20 protein-coding genes and 1 other RNA gene are annotated in these 18,030 nt (G+C 49.0%); 1 reads left to right on the forward strand and 20 read right to left on the reverse strand.

Annotated elements, in window-relative coordinates:
* Positions 1-4: 4 nt before the first annotated feature.
* From KNO68_RS07065 to KNO68_RS07075, 3 genes are all read right to left on the reverse strand, one after another.
* Positions 5-469, reverse strand: coding sequence for a GNAT family N-acetyltransferase (locus KNO68_RS07065; RefSeq protein WP_214683883.1), 465 nt, complete (start codon positions 467-469; stop codon positions 5-7).
* 68 nt (positions 470-537) lie between these two features.
* The gene (locus KNO68_RS07070; protein ID WP_214683882.1) at positions 538-873 is read right to left on the reverse strand and encodes a hypothetical protein; all 336 of its coding nucleotides are present in this window, start codon (positions 871-873) and stop codon (positions 538-540) included.
* A gap of 230 nt (positions 874-1,103) precedes the next feature.
* A complete protein-coding gene (locus tag KNO68_RS07075) occupies positions 1,104-1,535 on the reverse strand; it encodes a hypothetical protein (protein WP_078147294.1) in 432 nt (143 codons plus the stop codon).
* A 134-nt stretch (positions 1,536-1,669) separates the two neighbouring features.
* On the opposite strand from KNO68_RS07075, the gene KNO68_RS07080 reads away from it, so the two are divergent.
* Positions 1,670-2,035, forward strand: a complete 366-nt coding sequence (locus KNO68_RS07080) for a hypothetical protein (protein ID WP_078147295.1) — start codon at positions 1,670-1,672, stop codon at positions 2,033-2,035.
* Between the two features lie 110 nt (positions 2,036-2,145).
* On the opposite strand, the gene KNO68_RS07085 is transcribed toward KNO68_RS07080, so the two are convergent.
* From KNO68_RS07085 to tpiA, 17 genes are all read right to left on the reverse strand, one after another.
* Positions 2,146-3,105, reverse strand: coding sequence for an HNH endonuclease signature motif containing protein (locus KNO68_RS07085; RefSeq protein WP_168169852.1), 960 nt, complete (start codon positions 3,103-3,105; stop codon positions 2,146-2,148).
* A gap of 66 nt (positions 3,106-3,171) precedes the next feature.
* Entirely contained in the window at positions 3,172-3,774 is a 603-nt protein-coding gene (locus KNO68_RS07090) for a hypothetical protein (protein WP_078147297.1), read from the reverse strand.
* Positions 3,775-3,949: 175 nt separating this feature from the next.
* Positions 3,950-4,093: an alcohol dehydrogenase gene (locus KNO68_RS07095; RefSeq protein WP_214683880.1), complete on the reverse strand. Its 144-nt coding sequence runs from the start codon at positions 4,091-4,093 to the stop codon at positions 3,950-3,952.
* A 114-nt stretch (positions 4,094-4,207) separates the two neighbouring features.
* Positions 4,208-4,563, reverse strand: a transfer-messenger RNA (tmRNA) gene (gene ssrA / locus KNO68_RS07100).
* Between the two features lie 49 nt (positions 4,564-4,612).
* On the reverse strand, positions 4,613-5,083 hold the full coding sequence (gene smpB, locus KNO68_RS07105; protein ID WP_012726899.1) for an SsrA-binding protein SmpB: 471 nt from the start codon (positions 5,081-5,083) through the stop codon (positions 4,613-4,615).
* A 54-nt stretch (positions 5,084-5,137) separates the two neighbouring features.
* Positions 5,138-7,543, reverse strand: coding sequence for a ribonuclease R (gene rnr, locus KNO68_RS07110; protein ID WP_214683878.1), 2,406 nt, complete (start codon positions 7,541-7,543; stop codon positions 5,138-5,140).
* A gap of 15 nt (positions 7,544-7,558) precedes the next feature.
* Entirely contained in the window at positions 7,559-8,299 is a 741-nt protein-coding gene (locus KNO68_RS07115; protein WP_147538047.1) for an alpha/beta hydrolase, read from the reverse strand.
* Positions 8,300-8,401: 102 nt separating this feature from the next.
* Positions 8,402-8,626: a preprotein translocase subunit SecG gene (gene secG / locus KNO68_RS07120; protein WP_012726902.1), complete on the reverse strand. Its 225-nt coding sequence runs from the start codon at positions 8,624-8,626 to the stop codon at positions 8,402-8,404.
* Positions 8,627-8,699: 73 nt separating this feature from the next.
* Positions 8,700-9,587, reverse strand: a complete 888-nt coding sequence (locus tag KNO68_RS07125) for a YitT family protein (RefSeq protein WP_012726903.1) — start codon at positions 9,585-9,587, stop codon at positions 8,700-8,702.
* A gap of 47 nt (positions 9,588-9,634) precedes the next feature.
* Positions 9,635-10,975 (reverse strand): glycosyltransferase, encoded by a 1,341-nt coding sequence (locus tag KNO68_RS07130; RefSeq protein WP_078147299.1) that lies wholly within the window; start codon positions 10,973-10,975, stop codon positions 9,635-9,637.
* Positions 10,972-12,180 (reverse strand): glycosyltransferase family 4 protein, encoded by a 1,209-nt coding sequence (locus KNO68_RS07135; RefSeq protein ID WP_251026342.1) that lies wholly within the window; start codon positions 12,178-12,180, stop codon positions 10,972-10,974. Before KNO68_RS07135 ends, KNO68_RS07130 begins: the two co-directional genes overlap by 4 nt.
* 21 nt (positions 12,181-12,201) lie before the next feature.
* Positions 12,202-13,083 carry a UTP--glucose-1-phosphate uridylyltransferase GalU gene (galU, locus tag KNO68_RS07140; RefSeq protein WP_078147301.1) on the reverse strand — a complete coding sequence of 294 codons (882 nt, stop codon included), beginning with the start codon at positions 13,081-13,083 and terminating at the stop codon, positions 12,202-12,204.
* A gap of 232 nt (positions 13,084-13,315) precedes the next feature.
* A complete protein-coding gene (locus tag KNO68_RS07145) occupies positions 13,316-13,921 on the reverse strand; it encodes a phosphotransferase (RefSeq protein ID WP_353047361.1) in 606 nt (201 codons plus the stop codon).
* Positions 13,915-14,112: a hypothetical protein gene (locus KNO68_RS15100; protein WP_353047360.1), complete on the reverse strand. Its 198-nt coding sequence runs from the start codon at positions 14,110-14,112 to the stop codon at positions 13,915-13,917. The genes KNO68_RS07145 and KNO68_RS15100 overlap by 7 nt, the downstream gene beginning before the upstream one ends.
* Positions 14,113-14,397: 285 nt before the next feature.
* A complete protein-coding gene (gene eno / locus KNO68_RS07150) occupies positions 14,398-15,690 on the reverse strand; it encodes a phosphopyruvate hydratase (RefSeq protein ID WP_012726908.1) in 1,293 nt (430 codons plus the stop codon).
* A gap of 36 nt (positions 15,691-15,726) precedes the next feature.
* On the reverse strand, positions 15,727-17,265 hold the full coding sequence (gpmI, locus tag KNO68_RS07155) for a 2,3-bisphosphoglycerate-independent phosphoglycerate mutase (RefSeq protein WP_012726909.1): 1,539 nt from the start codon (positions 17,263-17,265) through the stop codon (positions 15,727-15,729).
* Positions 17,266-18,018, reverse strand: coding sequence for a triose-phosphate isomerase (tpiA, locus tag KNO68_RS07160; RefSeq protein ID WP_078147302.1), 753 nt, complete (start codon positions 18,016-18,018; stop codon positions 17,266-17,268). It lies immediately after the preceding gene.
* Between the last annotated feature and the right edge of the window lie 12 nt (positions 18,019-18,030).

The following is an 18,030-nucleotide window of genomic DNA, read 5'->3' on the forward strand; positions in this document are numbered from 1 at the left end:
CCTCTCATAACTGTTTGTTCATGGCGATGGACGCTTCTTGGAATCCGAGTCGTTTATATAATCGCTGTGCGTCTGGATTCGTACCGAATACACTTAGTCCAATGGATGTTGCGCCAAGTTCTTCTGAGACCACTTTTTCAAGTTTCTCAAACACCGCTGTCGCATACCCTTGCCCACGGTACGTCTCTTCAATCAAAATGTGATAAATGAAGATGCGTTTCGATTCAGCTTGAAACGCATACCACAAAATTCCGACACGAGTGTCTCCGTTCATCACATGAACAATCGTCTGCCCTTCCCCGGGTTGATTGTCTGGGAAGAGGTCCCGAATCAATTGAGTCGATTCCTCTTGTGCCAACACCATCGGAAGTTGATAGTTGCGCGCGACATCTTTTGCATAATCGTCAATCAACCAAGTCACATAATTCGCGATTTCTGGTCCCGTCATCCTGGCAAAATGAATGGTCATCTGTTTACCCCTAAACGTTTTCCCTTAGTGTAACATACAATTTTTGGAATCACCGTTTCTAGTGAAGTTCAGGATTTTGTAAAATTATCGTATGTTATAGGCGTGAATTCAATTTCATATGCTTCACCAAGCGCTACTTGCAAACGCTCCGAAAGTAAGTCTCCTTCACGATTATGTTGCTCCACCTTGATTTCCCATCCTTTAGCAAGTGCATCCGTGTCCCAGTCAATCCATTCTCCGAATCGACTAACCCATTCATAGAAATCACGCTTCAATTGGTCAGAAATCGTAAACTCATTCAATTCTATATTGTATCGACAGGTCGCACACCATGTCGGGTCCGCCCCCACATCCGCCTCTATAGTAATTCTTTTCAAATTTTCACAATCACAAATCCTTTTCATTCATTCGCCCCCCCAGGTTTAAGGTTAGATTCTGCATACTTATTCAAAATTAGGAAGATATCCTTTTGATTTATTCAGTCGAGAAATGTAGAGATGAAAATGGTGTGCAGATTGTCTTTCATACAATTGATGGCTTAAGTGGATTAGATGAGACTAGTTGGTTATTCCCTTATTCAGTGACACGAACTAAAGAAAACCATTGGTCTACGCGAACAAATGATTTTCTAGGTTTAATATAAAGTGTCTTTAGCAACTTCATTTGTTGGATCTAGAACAAGAATTTTTTCCGCGATGGACTTTGCTTGTTCATCACTTACAATCTTTTCTGGGACGATGTTCAGAAATAACAGGTTCTCTAAGCGCTTCACATCTGCAGCATCAGTCAAATCCACGGCTCTTTGAGCATGGTATAAGGAAGAGGTATAAGCCCCTTCAATGTGGCAAAGGGGCTGTGATAGGACTTGAAAAGCTAAGTCATGTAATTTATCGTCCTCTGTGTCCAATAACAGATAGACGAGTACGGAGTAATTCGACAGATTTTCATTATCATACGCCAAAGTTAATAAATCATTTTTAAATGTTTCAAAATCAGTAGTTTGATAGATGTCTTTTACTTCTTTAAACCGGCCTGACACAATTAAAGTTTCTAAATTATTTGACACTGTTTATTCACCTACGCATTACTTATTTCTTTTTCTCCATGGATTATGGTAATGAAGCATTTGTGCACTTATAAAGATTAATTTTGGATATAATGGGTTTAAATGTTAAAATTAAAAATCGAAGGGGACTTTAAATGATCAAAAAAATCTTATGGGTACTATTGATGATGGGGTTAGCTCTATTTATTATTACTTTACAAATCAATCGATTGGGTGAAATGACACCGGAGATACAAATGACATTATTTATGTCGCTAGGAATTGTTGTCGTATTATTTATTCCACCACTCATCATGTCGTTCTTTTCAAATCCAATTATTTCATATCTAAACATTGCATACCAGGGAGTAATCGCTATATCTTTTTTAGGAATGTTGCCTATTGGTTTTATGATTCCAAACGGTATGTTTACAGCGATTATAGCATTGCTTGGGGTCGGGATTAGCTCGATGAGTATCATAACAATTTTAAGAACTAAAGAACTGAGTATTAGAAACTAACATACAAATATTCAAGTGAAAGTTAAAAGTGATGTGCTGATGTCTATGCTGTTCAACTATAGTGAATACTAAAACAAAAGTCGAACCTGTTTAATTAGGTTCGACTCTTTTCATGTCTTCGGAGCCCAATTGTTTTCAAATCCATTTTGAACGGCATAGTGATACAAATGAATGAGTTTCGATTCTTTGTATGTAGACATGTATTCTGCCGTACGCAGTTCATGATTTCGTTCTACCAAATTGTAGAGATAATCGATATTCGCTAATCGATTATTTTTACTCGTATTACATGTCGGGCATGACAGCACAAAATTCCATAAGACATCATTTTGCATATAAGACCAAGGAATGAAATGATCCACGTGAATTTGTTTTACAGGCTTTAGGCAATAGAAGCACATTGAGTGCCCGTGACTTAATAAAATTTGTTTAAACTCCTCAAGCGACTGACGGGCAGACACAAACTCCAGCTTGCTCAAGATTCGTTCCATCGCATCTTGGGAATTGTATTTTTCTAAAAAGATGGCTAACTGATAGTTTGTCACGTTCATGAGAACACGCTTATATTTTTCAAAGAAAACGACATACGCTGGAACGAGTTGAATCCATTCTTCTTTTCGATTGAAAGAGTAAATCGTTTCGTTAAAAGAGCGATAGAAAGAACCGTATACGTATTTTTTATAAAACTGATTCACGTTCCGAATCAATTGATTTTGTTGATGCTCTGGTAAACGGTCAAAGTTCCAATCTGACGGAATGTTGTGTTCTTTCTGAAAGGAGACCATCACGTTTTCAACAGCGCTCTGCTTCCCTAGTTGATTCATCTGTGTCAGCCCATGCTTGACGATGAGATTCCAATAGATTTTCGTCACATGTTTGGCAATCTGATGAAATGACACGACACCTGATTCATTCAATTCTGTCGTACATTCCAGTAACACCTTCATCAATACGTGTTTGTACGTCGTCGTATGAGAAGCGTTCATCAGAAATTGTTGTGTAAAGCGCCATAGGTCTGATTCGGTTAAATACACATCTTTCGCCTCAGCGACACTTAAATCCCATCCCAACGACTCCACCTCCATCCATTACACTATTGATTATAACGAATGCAGAAAAGAAGTGGATCTCACACATCAAACAGGAGCAGAAAACTCTCTTTTGATTTGTTCGATATCAATCATTGTCTTTTCATGAACATACTGAACGAGCGCATCATACTGTTCGACCGTATTCAATTTTTTGAACTTCTCCACATCCCCTTCAAAGCCCGCGAAATAATCACTTTGATACTCTGGATTGTTAAAGAGTCTTAAAAATTCCATATAGTCCTTGATGGTCATTTGACTCACGATGAGAGAGAGAATGGATTCCCACTCTTTGATTCGCCCCTCATGAATTTGTTTTTTGATGACGATGTCTTGTGCTTGTTCCATTTTGATTTGTTGAATGCATTGCTCCACTTCTAATCTATATTGGAACAACTCATCTCGATTTCGAGTGTCTAGCGTAGGTGTCACTTCGGTTAAATAGTACTGATACCGTTGCTTTCGCGGATGCTTGTTCTTGACTTTTTTAGGGCTTTGCTCCGAGTCATCAGGGTTCTTCGGTCGTTTCTTTAAATTGATTGATCCTAAAGCCCCCATGATTTCTTTGTTATGTTTTAATGCAAGTTTGCCTACTGTCGGACCATATTTTTTGACGCCATTCACAATCAATTCCGTCGATTTTTTAGACATGTGAACTCCTCCTTTGGTATGTATAATTACTTGACGATTTTCAAAAAACAACTCATAGTTTCTATTCAACAAAAAGATGATCAATCCCTTGATTCTCATCAAAAACCTAATAACCGGTGTCCGCTCCCCAAAAGAAAAGGATTAATGAGCAGGTACTCAATAATCCTTCACCAGATCACTTCCTCTCTTGTTGTTTCTGCAAATATGCTTCACGAAGCTGGTTCAATCGTTCTTTCTTGTTCGAGACAGTCGGCTTTTTGCCGTCTTGGTACTTCGCCGCAGCTACTTTGCTTCTCTTATCTAATTGATATTTTCCCATGCGTTTCACCTTCCTTTCTTCATGGCTTCAATCAAAAGCAAAGACCCTCTAATCTCAATGAAATTAGAAGGTCTTCATGAAAATCATTGATCGCAGTCGTTACAGACTGCTTCAAAATGGAGACGGCGGGAGTCGAACCCGCGTCCGAAGGCATCGTAACGTATGCTTCTACGTGTGTAGTTTATCTATTGAATCTCGATGTGACACTGCCGATAAACAGGCGTTGTCGCATCCAGTCTGTTTCATCTCTTCTTCGCGCCCTCAGACGGCGAGGTTGAAGCGTAGCTTGCTTAGTTTGAGACCCTGAAAGTCATCCACACAAGCGATGGATGTCAGGATCCGCAGGGCACTTAGGCTGCTGCGAGTTGTGTGTTAGTTTTGCCAGTTATAGGCGTTTGCGTTTTAACGAGGCCGACCCCTCGACACGCCACATACGACCGACCTACCCCCGTCGAATCCATAACGTCCCCGAGGTGGTAATTGGTACTCTGTTTAGTATACCACAATTAGGATCCGTTGTCAGTATTTTTGCCGATCGCGCATCGCACGGTCGACGTCACGCTTCGCGTCTTTCTTCTTCAAGTCCTCACGTTTGTCGTACTTCTTCTTCCCTTTTCCGACGCCGAGCAGGCACTTGGCGAACCCGTTCTTGATATACACCTTGAGCGGGATAATCGTGTAGCCATCACGCCCTGACGCCCCGATGAGCTGATTGATCTGCTTCTTATGCAACAATAGCTTTCGGACGCGGAGTGGGTCATGGTTGAAGCGGTTCCCCTGTTCGAACGGGCTGATATGACAGTTGTGAAGCGTCGCCTCGCCCCCATCGAACCGGACGTACGCATCCGCGATGTTGATCTTCGATTGACGGACCGATTTGATTTCCGTCCCTGTGAGCACCATGCCCGCCTCAATCGTATCTTCGATCGCATAATCGAAGGACGCCTTGCGGTTTTGGGCGAGTGCGTTCGAATCTTTCTTCTTGGCCATACACATTCAGTCCTTTATCTACAAGATACGGAGGAAGGGACGAGCCCTTCCCCGTCAGCGACGTTTCTTCGCACCTCGTTTGGCGTCGCCTTTTCGTTTGTGCTTGTCTTTCTTCTTCAGGTCGAGTGCCGAACGGCCTTGGGAAGACTTCTCCCCGTCTCGTTTCGGTTTCTCACCTGGTTTGCCCGGCTTCCCAGGTCTTCCTGGTTTGCCGCGCTTCTTCTTGTCGTCCCGACCGCGACCGCCACGACGGTCTTTCTCGTCCTTCTTCGGACGACCGCCTTTCGCTTTGATTGTCGTCGGTTGGCGACGGCTTGACGGTTCCCGTTTCGGCATGCCGACGACCGTGAAGTCGATTGTCCGCTCGTCTAAGTTGACGGCGTCGACTTTGACACGGACGGCGTCCCCGATGCGGAATTGACGTTTCGTCCGCTCGCCGAGCAACATGAGCTGTGATTCGTCGAAGTGGTAGTAGTCATCCATCGACTGGAGACGGACAAGCCCTTCGATCGTATTCGGAAGCTCGATGAACATCCCGAAGTTCGTGACGCCGGCGACGACACCATCGAACTCTTCACCGAGATGGGCTTCCATGTATTCGGCTTTCTTGAGCGCCTGTGTCTCGCGCTCTGCGTCGACCGAGCGACGTTCCCGTTTCGATGCCTGTTCGGCGATCGCCCCGAGACGGTCCTCGTACTTCGCGATCGTCTTCTCCGACAAATCGTTGTTGAAGACGTACGTGCGCATGAGACGGTGGACGATCAAGTCCGGATAACGACGAATCGGTGACGTGAAGTGCGTATAGAAGTCTGTCGCGAGTCCAAAGTGACCGAGCGAGACGTCGTCATATTTCGCCTGTTGCATCGAACGAAGCATGATCGTACTGATGACCGGCTCTTCCGGTTCTCCGTCGATTGCCTTCAAAATCTTTTGAAGCGTCTTCGGTTCGACCGTCTGTCCTTTGATGCGTTCAATATGCACACCGAAGTTTGCGACAAAGTCGAAGAAGAAGTCGAGCTTGTCCGGTTTCGGATTGTCGTGGACACGATAGATGAACGGCACGTCCATCTTGTGGAAGTGTTCCGCAACCGTCTCGTTGGCCGCGAGCATGAACTCCTCGATCAACTTCTCGGCGACCGAACGTGGACGAAGCACGATATCTGCCGGCTTCCCTTCCTCGTTGACGACAACCTTCGCCTCAGCGAAATCGAAGTTGATGGCACCGCGCGAGTTACGACGTTTCCGAAGCACTTCCGCGAGCTCGGCCATGAGGTCGAACTCACCGATGAACGGTTCGTACTTTTTCAATGTCTCTTCGTCATCACGTTCGATGATCTCACGGACGTTCGTATACGTCATCCGCTCCGTCGTCTTGATGACACTCGGGAACAGATCATGGCGAACGACTTTCCCGTTTTGCGGAGAAATCTCCATTACGCAGCTGAGCGTCAAGCGGTTGACGTGAGGGTTGAGGGAACAGATCCCGTTCGAGAGTCGGTGCGGCAACATCGGAATGACGCGGTCGACGAGATACACACTCGTCCCGCGCTCGAGCGCCTCAACGTCTAGTGGTGAGCCCTCTTTCACGTAATGCGAGACATCGGCGATATGAACACCGAGCTCGTAGTTCCCGTTATCGAGTTTCTTGACGTGGACGGCATCGTCCAAGTCTTTCGCATCTTCGCCGTCAATCGTGAAGATCGTCTCGTCACGAAGGTCGACGCGACCGATGAAGTCTTTCTCGTCCGCTTCGTCCGGTACCGCGTTCGCCTGAGCGATCACGTCCTCTGGGAACTCCGTCGGGATGCCGTGTTTATAGACGATCGACAAGATGTCGACGCCAGGGTCGTTCTTATGCCCGATGATGCGGACGACGTCACAGGCACCGGCGAAGCGTCCGTCCGGATACTTCGTGATGCGCACGACGACTTTATGTCCGTCGACGGCACCGAGTGATTTGTCCGGGTTGACGACCGGCCAGAAGTTGATGCGTTTGTCATCCGGCTCGATAAAGGCGAACTGGTCGAGTCGACCGCTCGGGAGCGTATACGTCCCGACGAACTCGGAGAGTCCGCGCTTCAATACTTTCAATAAAATCCCTTCCGTCTTGCCACGGTTGTCCTCGCGTTTTTTGACGAGGATCGTATCGCCATGGTAGACGTCCTTCAGTTGGTCGGGCGGCAAGAACACGTCTTCCGCTTCCCCTTCGACCGACAAGAAGCCGAAGCCGCGCTGATGAATCGAGATGATTCCCGCGACTTGTCCGAGCGTGGCGAGCGTCCCGTAACGGTTCGTCCGCGTCCGGCCGATGGCGCCCTCTTCCTCGAGGGCATTCAATGTGCGAATGAGCTCTTTAAAGTCATCCGTCGACGCGAGCTGTAATCGCTCGGTCAGTTGATCGACAGAGAGCGGTTTCTCGCTCGCCTGTAAGATCTCTAGTAATTGGTCACGTAAATTCAACGTGACACCTCCTTCTTAGACTGACCAGTCTAACGTTTCGAGAAAATCGAGCACGTCCTGGTGCAGTTTCTCTTTTTCTTTGTCGAGTGTGATCACGTGTCCCGAGTTCTCGTAGATGAGCAACTCTTTTTGGAACGTGTTGACCGCCTCGTAAATTTGATTCGCCGATTCCGGGTCGATCATGTTGTCTTTGGCGCCTTGGACGACGAGTGTCGGGACGAAGATGTCCTCGAGCTTCGACGCCGTGTCGCGGACGAAGGCACGGAGGTCTTTCAAGGTTGGCATCGGTTTGAACGCTGCCATCTCCTGCTCGATCTGTTCCGGCGACTTTTCTTCTCTACCCTTATATTCTCGGGCATATGCCTGGACTCCTTTATACAAGCGGTCCTCGGCATCGATTCCCGTCGGTGCGCACATCGGGATGACCGCCTTGACGTCTTTCTCCTCGGCGAGACGGAGCGACATCACGCCACCTAGCGAGAGTCCGCAGACGACGATCTCCTCATGACCTTTGTCGACGAGCGTCTGGTAGGCGTCCAACACGTCTTCCCACCAGTCTTCTGGTCCATATTGGAGTAATTCTTCCGGTGGGACGGCATGACCACGATAGATCGGTCCCATACATGTGTATCCTTCTTTTTGAAGGAAGCGACCGAGCATGCGGACATCCGCGCTCGATCCAGTGAAGCCATGTAACATCAACACGGCACGTTTTCCGCCCTCGAAGAAGAACGGTTTTGGTGCTGTCACTTTCATTTGATCTGTCATCTCCTCGTATCTACATTATTCCCAAAAAATAAATCGAAAAAACAAAAGCTGACCGCCTCACGTGAAAATCGAGAACGATCAGCCTTATCATCATAATGATGCGACTAGTAATCCTAAAATGAAAAACAAAGTGCCTAGTACAGCTGCAGTTCGGTTCAAAACAGCATCGAAGCCGCGTGCTTTCTGGCGTCCGAACAACTGCTCCGCGCCACCTGCAATCGCTCCAAGACCTTGCGACCGACCTGACATGAGCAGTACGACGACAATCAATAAGACAGCCACGACAAGTAGGCTGATTGTAGCGATCGTTTGCATAGTAGTCAGTTCCTCCTTCTATTTACACGCCTTTTATTATATAGAAGTTATCAATAAAACACCAGCATTCAAATTATCGGGACGGGTAGCTAAACCCTTCGCCGATGACTTCCTTCACCTGGTGGATGACGACGAAGGCGCGGTCGTCCGTTACTTGGACGATTTTTTTGAGTGGCGCGATCTGACGTTTGTCGACGATCATATACAACATGTTCTTATCCTGCTTCGTGTAGTAACCATGTCCATGGATGATCGTCGCCGAGCGTCCGAGCGTCTCCGTCAAGACGACAGCGAGCTCTTCTTGCTTATCGCTGATGATCGTGACGGCCTTGCGGATGTTGAGACCTTCCGCGACGAGATCGATGACCCACGAGCCGATGATGATCGCGATGAGCGTATAGAGAACGACTTGTTCCCCTAAGAAGAAGCCAGATGTCGCGACGACGATCGCATCGATGATGAACATCGAGACGGCGACACTCAAGTGGAGATAGCGCTCCATGAGTCGGGCGATGATGACACCCCCGCCGGTCGTCCCGCCGACACGGAGCACCATGCCGATCCCGACCCCGATCATGATTCCGGCATAGACGGCCGCAAGCAGTTTGTCCTCGGCAGGGCTGCCCCAGTCATGTGTCAGACTGAGGAAGAATGACGTCGCGATGACGGCGATGACCGAATAGACCATTGTCCGACGGTCGAGCAGCTTATAGCCGACGATAAAGAGAATCCCGTTCCCGATGATCGACGTGAGCCCGAGGTCCCAGCCGAAGACGTAGTACAGGATGATCGTGACCCCGAGCAGGCCACCTTCCGAGAAGTCGTTCGGTACGGTAAAGTAGTTGACCCCGAACGAGAGAATGAAAGAGCCCGCGATAATCCAGGCGATGTCCTTCACCGAGATGGTTTGTAGCTTGCGCCATACTTGTTGGCGCAATAGATGTTGTTGTTGACGTTTCATAAATGTCCTCCCTCCATAGAAAAAAGACCGCGGCAAAAGCCGCAGTCTTAAGATTGTACTGGCTTTGGCGCACCGTCTTTCATAATCGGCAACTTGCGCTCCGCGGCGTTCGCGTAGACGTTTAAGAGTGCCTCTTTTTCCAAATCCCAGTTATATTTCTCACGCGCGGTCTTCGTGTTCTCTTTGACACGCGCATAGAGTGCTTGGTCTTCAATCATCCGGTTGACGCCGTCCGCGATCGATTGTGGATCATGCGAATCGACGAGCACCCCGACATCGTTCCCCGCAACGACCCGTTCGATTTCAGGGAAGTCGCATGAGACGACCGGTACTTCGGCCATCAAATACTCGAACAATTTGTTCGACGAGGCCGAGTAATGGTTGAAGCAGACGTTGTTCAATACTTGGAAGCCTAAATAGGCGTTCATCGTATAGTAAGGTAACGCTTCGACCGGTACTTTGTCAATCATCTTGACGCGGTCGCCGACCCCTTCCGTCTCGATCAACTGTTGAATCGTCGGTTTGAGCTTCCCGTCCCCGATCATGACGAGGGTCCCTTCTTTGAAGTCTTTCGCAGCGAGCACGAGCTGTTCGAGACCGCGTCCCGCTTGAATGCCCCCTTGATACAAGAGGATCTTCTCGTCTTTCGGTAAGTCGAGAAGCGCATGCAAGTCCTTACGGAGCGAGAAGTCGAGCGGACGGTAGAACGGATAGTTGTGGAGCACGTACGGATAGAATCCGTACAACTCTTCGTTGTGCGCCGCTCGCGTATGGTTCTCGACCATCATCGTATCGACGAACGGCAAGAGCCAGCCCTCGAGGTTACTTTGAATATAGCCGTAACCCGTACGGTCCGTTTGTACCTCGTGCGAGTCGTAGACGATCCGACCTTTGTTGAACACTTTCCCGGCGAGGAGTGCCTGCGGGAGCGTGTTCAAATCGTTCGCATGGTAAAAGTCATACGATTTTTTCGTCGAAGCGAACACCATCTCGAGCATCGCACTCGCATTGACGATTTGCTTACGCACTTGCGGCAACAAGACCGTCCCGACGGCCGCTCCAAGTGCGAGCATCGTGATCGGCGCGAGTAGGAACAACCCGGCACCGACGAGTCCAGCACCGATTTGGCGGGTCCGCTTCTCGCTCACCCATTGATAGGTCTTCTTCGCGAACTTGAGCGCGTTGACGAGAATCGAAGGTTGACGCTTCACGCGGATGACGCGGAAGCCTTCCGGACGCATCTCTTCTTTTGGAAGCTCTTTATTTTTCGGATCTTGAAGCGCGATCAAATCGACTTCATAGCCTGCCTCGGCGAGTGCCGAGCACTCACGAAGGACGCGCGCATCATTCGTAAAATGGTTCCATACAAACATACATACTGACTTCATCGTGTTTCCTCCATCACTAACTGTTGTACGACTTGATCTAACACGTCGATATTCTCTTCCCAACATAAATTCTCTTTGACGTAACGAATCCCGTTCGCCCCGAGTGCCTCCCGTAAATCCGGTCGGTCGAGGAGCTTCCGCAGGATTCGCTCGATCTCATCGATGTCACGTTTCCGTGACACGTAGCCGACTTCCGCCGCTTCAATGACATTCGCCGCATGGCCTGACACTGCTGCGACAATCGGTTTGCCGACCGCCATATAGTCGATGAGTTTCCCAGGGATGACCGTATCGAACACTTCTTGCTCGATCAGACTGACGAATGCGACGTCCGCATTTTTAATCGCCTGAAACGCCTCTGTCCGTGGCATCGCCTCGAGGAACAAGAAGTTTTGGAAGCCACGGTCTTTGATCGTCTGCTTCAACTCTTCTTTCCGATAGCCGTAGCCGATCAATTTGAAATGGATCCGTGGCTCGTCCCGGAATCGTTCGGCAAGTTCGAGTAACAACGACACATCTTGGGCAAGACCCATGTTCCCGGCGTATAAGATCTCCATCCGGTCGTCCGGTGGAATCGTCCGCTCGAGCGTGCGCTCCGCTTCCCGAATCGAGTTCGGCATGTAGTGAATCTTCTCGTTCGGCACACCGCGCTGACGAAGATAGCTGCGGAATCCTTCCGAGTTGATGATGACTTCATCGGCGACACGGTACAGCCGTTTCTCCATCCAAAACGCTGGCGTGAGCACCCAATCGTACTTGAAGACGCCGACCCCTTTCACCGATTCTGGCCAAAGATCACGGACGTCCAAGATGAACGGGACGCGATACTTTCGTTTCGCGTAAGCACCGACAAACGCCATAAAAAAAGAAGGGGTCGTCGCAAAGACGACGTCTGGCTTCAATTCGAGCTTGCGGACTTCCCGGATTCCTTTGACCATCTGTTCGAGGAACAGGAAGAGACGACTGACCATGTTGGACGTATGCTTCCGTTTCTTCGTGATGAGTCGCTTGATGAACGGTTGGTCGTTCAACTCTTGGTCGTTCCAGAAGCGGTCGTCCTGGTACATATCAAAGCTCGGGTACGAAGGAGCGGCCGTGATGACCTCGACTTCATACCCGCGCTGTTTCATCAAATGCGTAATGTTTTGCATCCGGTTGCCGGCACTGCCGATCTCCGGATAATAGTTTTGACACACCATAAGCATTGTTTTCAAAAATAACACACCTTACTGTTGATCAAGTTCGTCCACGAGCCGTTTCAATAGGGCATGGACGTCATCTTTTAAATCAGGATCGCTGAGCGCGTGGCAAATCGTCGTCTCGACGAACCCGATCGGCTCTCCGACGTCGTAACGTCGACCGTCAAATTCGTAGGCGAAGACCGTCTGCGCCTCATTCAAGCGTGCGATCGCATCCGTCAATTGAATCTCGCCCCCGGCTCCCGCCTCTTGTCCCGCCAACGCCTCAAAGACGTCCGGTTTCAAGATATAGCGACCGAGGATGGCGAAGTTCGACGGGGCCTCATCGATGGGCGGTTTCTCCACGAACGTCCGCACCGGGATGAGCTTCCCTTCGACGGCAAGCGGGTCAATTATACCATATCGGTTCGTCATTTCATACGGGACACGCTGCACCCCGATGATCGAACGATCGTGGGCCTCATATTGGTCGATCAACTGCTTCGTCGCCGGCACATCGGATTCGATGATATCGTCCCCGAGCAAGACGGCGAATGGCTCGTCTCCGATAAACTTCCGGGCGCACCAAATCGCATGACCGAGACCTTTTGGCTCCTGTTGACGTATGTAGTGAATGTTCGCCAAATTCGAGGAATGTCGGACCGATTCGAGCAAGCGCGTCTTCCCTTTCGATTCGAGGTTCTGTTCCAGTTCGAGCGCACGGTCAAAATGGTCTTCAATCGCCCGTTTGTTCTTCCCCGTGACGATGATGATGTCCTCGATGCCTGAAGCGACGGCTTCCTCGACTATGAACTGGATGGTCGGCTTGTTGACGATCGGCAACATTTCTTTTGGCATGGCTTTCGTGGCGGGAAGGAAGCGGGTGCCGAGACCGGCGGCTGGGATGATGGCTTTACGTACTCGCGTCATAAGCATGGGCTCCTTTACTCGTTATGTAGAGAGTATACCCAAATTTTGTGCAAACAGACACAAAAGAGAGGTCATGACAATGTTGTCATGACCAATCGTCATTCCGGTGCGATTTGAGATAGTACCATATGCCGAATCCAATGAGCAATACCAAGAAAAGAAATCCGAGCATCATCACGAAAATCGCCTCCCCATTCATGCTTCATTTTCTATATTCCCGCTTCAGATTGTTTCAGAACCACTTCTGTCCATGCGTTCGAATAAACCGAAGTTCCTCTTGGTAATGATCGTAATGTCCTTCGTCAATCATCTTTTGGAAGGCGAGGTCTCCTTCCGCAGCTTTTCGTTTCATCAACAGACAGAGCGCTTCGATGCGTCGTTGCAACATGTCGAACAAGTCGACCTCCGCTTGATCCCAACCGTAGGCTTCGAGAAACAAAGATACACGCTTGTTATAGATCGCATCATCTCGATCGGCATCATAATAGATGACTTCTCCCGTTTCGGCTTGATGACGACGACTGAGCGGAACGAACGTATAAAGCGCGTAGACGATATCCCAAGCCCGCGGTCCCGGTGCAGCCAAGTCAAAATCGATGACTCCCGCTACCTTTCTTTCATGGAAAATTGTATTGTAGACAGCGAAGTCGTTATGACAGATGACCTCGAACGGTTGTGGTGTATTGTCGAGTGGAGGCCACTCCGATCCCCACTCGAAATCCGCTGTCGCGTCATGTAGCTGACGCATCAGCCGAACCGCGTCTTGAATTGCCTCATCGGACCACATGTAAGACTTCAAAGGATAGTCTGCGGTTTCTCCTTCCAAGTAAGTTAACACTTCTCTTCCTCGATCATCGATTCCAATAAAATGCGGCACTCCGGAAAGTTGCTTTGCCTCCAAGTGACGTAACCATCGATGAATACGCTCGCTGCCTTCCTTTTGAGTGCGATAGACGTAATTCCCTTTTTATAGACAGTTGACACGTTCCCACCGCTCAACCTTTTTTCTTGTTCATTCGATTGATCCATCCAATCTCCCCCTACCCTTTATCAGTCACGTTCAGTATACAGCACGAGGAGGTTCGACACCGAGCGTTCACGCCCGTCGAAGCGGCACCGTGACTCTTGCAGGAAAGCAATCTCGCGGAGACCCCGCAAGCGCATAAGCGCGAGGAGGCTCCGTGGATTGCCTGCAGAAAGCATCGGTGCCGCAAGACGGGTTGACGACCGATCAGTTTTCCCACCGTCGATTAAACGGTTATTCCACACAAAAAAACAGGCCCGCCGATTGGCGAGCCTGAAACAATCAATCAATTATTTTTTAAGGTTGTAGAACGACTTGATACCGTCGTATTTCGCTACATCGCCGAGCATGTCTTCGATGCGGAGAAGTTGGTTGTATTTCGCGATACGGTCTGTACGTGAAAGTGAACCAGTTTTGATTTGTCCAGCGTTTGTCGCAACAGCGATGTCTGCGATTGTCGCGTCTTCTGTTTCACCAGAACGGTGTGAGACGACTGCTGTGTAACCAGCTTTTTTAGCCATTTCGATCGCGTCGAATGTTTCTGTGAGCGTACCGATTTGGTTAACTTTGATGAGGATCGAGTTTGCGATTCCTTTTTCGATACCTTCAGCAAGTTTAGATGTGTTCGTTACGAAGAGGTCATCCCCAACGAGTTGAACTTTGTGTCCGATTTTGTCTGTGAGAAGCTTGTGGCCATCCCAGTCGTTTTCGTCACAACCATCTTCGATTGAGAGGATTGGGTACTTGTCAACGAGCTCAGCGTAGAAGTCTACAAGCTCAGCAGTTGTGAGTGACTTGCCTTCGCCAGCGAGTTCGTATTTACCAGTTGATTTGTCGTAGAACTCAGAAGAGGCAACGTCCATTGCGAGGTAGACGTCTTCACCTGGTTTGTAACCAGCTTTTTCGATCGCTTCAAGGATAACTGTGATCGCTTCTTCGTTAGACTTCAAGTTTGGTGCGAAACCACCTTCGTCACCGACAGCTGTGTTAAGACCCATACCAGAAAGAACTGATTTGAGGGCGTGGAATACTTCAGCACCCATACGGAGCGCTTCACGGAATGTAGGCGCGCCAACAGGCATGATCATGAACTCTTGGAAGTCCACGTTGTTGTCCGCGTGCGAACCACCGTTGATGATGTTCATCATTGGTGTTGGAAGTGTCTTCGCGTTGAATCCACCAAGGTATGTGTAAAGTGGGAGACCGAGCTCATCTGCTGCTGCGTGAGCTGCTGCCATCGATACACCGAGGATTGCGTTTGCACCAAGTTTTGCTTTGTTTGGCGTACCGTCGAGTTCGATCATTTTCGCATCGATTGCGTTTTGGTCGAATACATCGTAGCCGATGAGTTCTGGTGCGATCGTGTCGTTCACGTTCGCAACTGCTTTCAAGACACCTTTACCGAGGTAACGTGACTTGTCGCCATCGCGAAGCTCAACTGCTTCGTGCTCACCTGTTGATGCGCCTGATGGGACGAGGGCACGGCCGAAACCGCCGTCTTCTGTGAAGACTTCTACTTCTACTGATGGGTTACCGCGTGAATCTAAAATCTCGCGTGCGTAAATTTCTGTAATCATTGACATGAAAAATCGCTCCTTTTCGTTTGAAAAATAGTTGTATTATTTTGTAACGATTGACGAACCAGTCATTTCAGCTGGTTGCTCTCCACCGAGAAGGTGAAGAAGCGTTGGGGCGAGGTCGCAAAGTGCGCCGTCGAGAACTGGTTTCAGTTCGACTCCCTCTTTTGTGACGATACATGGAACAGGTTCCGTCGTGTGCGCCGTCATCGGTGAGCCATCCGGGTTCGTGACGATGTCCGCGTTCCCGTGGTCCGCTGTGATGATGGCCGCGCCACCTTTAGCAAGTAATGCGTCCACTACTTTACCGAGGCATTCGTCGACCGCTTCGATCGCTTTCTTCGTCGGCTCAAGCTTCCCTGAGTGACCAACCATATCCGGGTTTGCGAAGTTGATGATGTATGCATCATACTCATCTGACTCGATACGCTCGAGCAAACCGTCTGTGAGCTCATATGCGCTCATTTCTGGTTGCAAGTCGTACGTCGCGACTTTCGGTGAAGGGACGAGGAGACGATCCTCACCTTCGAATGGTTGTTCTTTTTGTCCGTTCAAGAAGAACGTGACGTGTGGGTATTTCTCTGTTTCTGCAGCACGGAGTTGTTTGTACCCTTGTGCAGAGAGCGTTTCCCCGAGTGTGTTTTTCAAATCTTCCGGTGGGAAGACGATATCCGTGTCGACCTCATCCGAGAACTTCGTCATCGAGACGAGCAAGATGTTCTCTGGGTGTTTGCTTGAGAGTTCGAAGCCTTTGAAGCCGACTTTCTCTTTGAACACTTTTGCGAGTTGGATCGCCCGGTCCGGACGGAAGTTGAAGAACATGATGGCATCATTGTCCTGGATTGTCGCGACCGGCTTTCCATCTTTTTCGATGACAGTTGGTAACACAAACTCATCCGTCAAATCGTTCTCGTAAGACTTCTTGAGAACTTCGACTGGGTCCGTGCCAACTTCGCCTTTACCGTTTACGAGGACGTCGTATACTTTCTCGACGCGCTCCCAACGGTTGTCGCGGTCCATGGCATAGTAGCGACCAGACACGCTAGCGACTTGACCGACACCGAGTTCAGCAAGCTTTTCTTCTGTTTCTTTGAGGAAACCAGCTCCTGATTTCGGATCACAGTCACGGCCGTCCGTGAACGCGTGAATGTACACTTTTTCGATGCCGTGGAGTTTTGCGAACTCAACGATGGCAAACATGTGATTGATGTGCGAGTGAATCCCGCCATCTGATACGAGACCCATGATATGGAGGCTCGAATCATGTTTCTTCACATGACCTGCCAAATGGTTCATCGCCTGACGGTCGAATAACGAACGGTCTTTGATTGCGTTGTTCACGCGTGAGAGTGACTGATAGACGACTCGGCCGGCACCGATGTTCAAGTGACCGACTTCCGAGTTCCCCATCTGTCCTTCCGGAAGACCGACGTACTCGCCTTTTGCGTTTAAGAGCGTATGTGGATACTGCTCCCAGTAGCGATCGAAGTTCGGTTTGTTCGCAGCCATGACTGCGTTTCCGAACGATTCGTCACGCATCCCGAAACCATCTAAAATGATGAGTGCGACTGGTCTAGCCATTTAAATCGCCTCCAACAATTTGAGGAACGAAGCGGCTTCAAGTGAAGCACCGCCGACGAGTGCGCCGTCGATATCTTCCTGTGCCATATACTCTTTGATGTTCTCTGGTTTTACAGATCCACCGTACTGGATGCGTACTGCAGCCGCTACGTCTTCACCGTAAAGACCTTTCACCACGTCGCGAACATATTTACAAGAGCTTTGTGCGTCTGCTTCGTCCGCTGATTTCCCTGTACCGATTGCCCAAACTGGCTCATACGCGATGACGAGTTGTTTGACTTGGTCAGCAGAAAGGTCAGCTAGACCGCCTTCGACTTGTGTTTTGATGACTTCTTCGAACTTGTCGCCTTCGCGCTCCTCGAGTGTTTCACCGACACAAACGATTGGCGTAAGACCGTGTTCGAACGCTTTTTTCGTTTTGCTGTTGATGAACGCATCCGACTCACCGAAGTACTCGCGACGTTCTGAGTGACCGAGGATGACGTAAGTCACGCCGAGGTCAGCGACCATCACTGGGCTGATTTCGCCAGTGTAAGCACCGCTATCTTTGTCGTACATGTTTTGTGCACCGAGCTTCAAGTTTGACCCTTTAGCTGCTTCTACCATCGGTGCGAGGAAAAGTGCTGGAGCACCAATCGCTGCATCTACTTTGTCAGTAGATGGGATGTTGTTTTTCACTTCCTCAACGAAAGCAACAGCTTCCGAGAGTGTTTTGTTCATTTTCCAGTTACCTGCAATAATCGGTTTACGCATCGATAACCCTCC

The sequence above is a fragment of the Exiguobacterium sp. s75 genome, assembly GCF_018617145.1.
GTDB classification, from domain to species: domain Bacteria; phylum Bacillota; class Bacilli; order Exiguobacteriales; family Exiguobacteriaceae; genus Exiguobacterium; species Exiguobacterium profundum.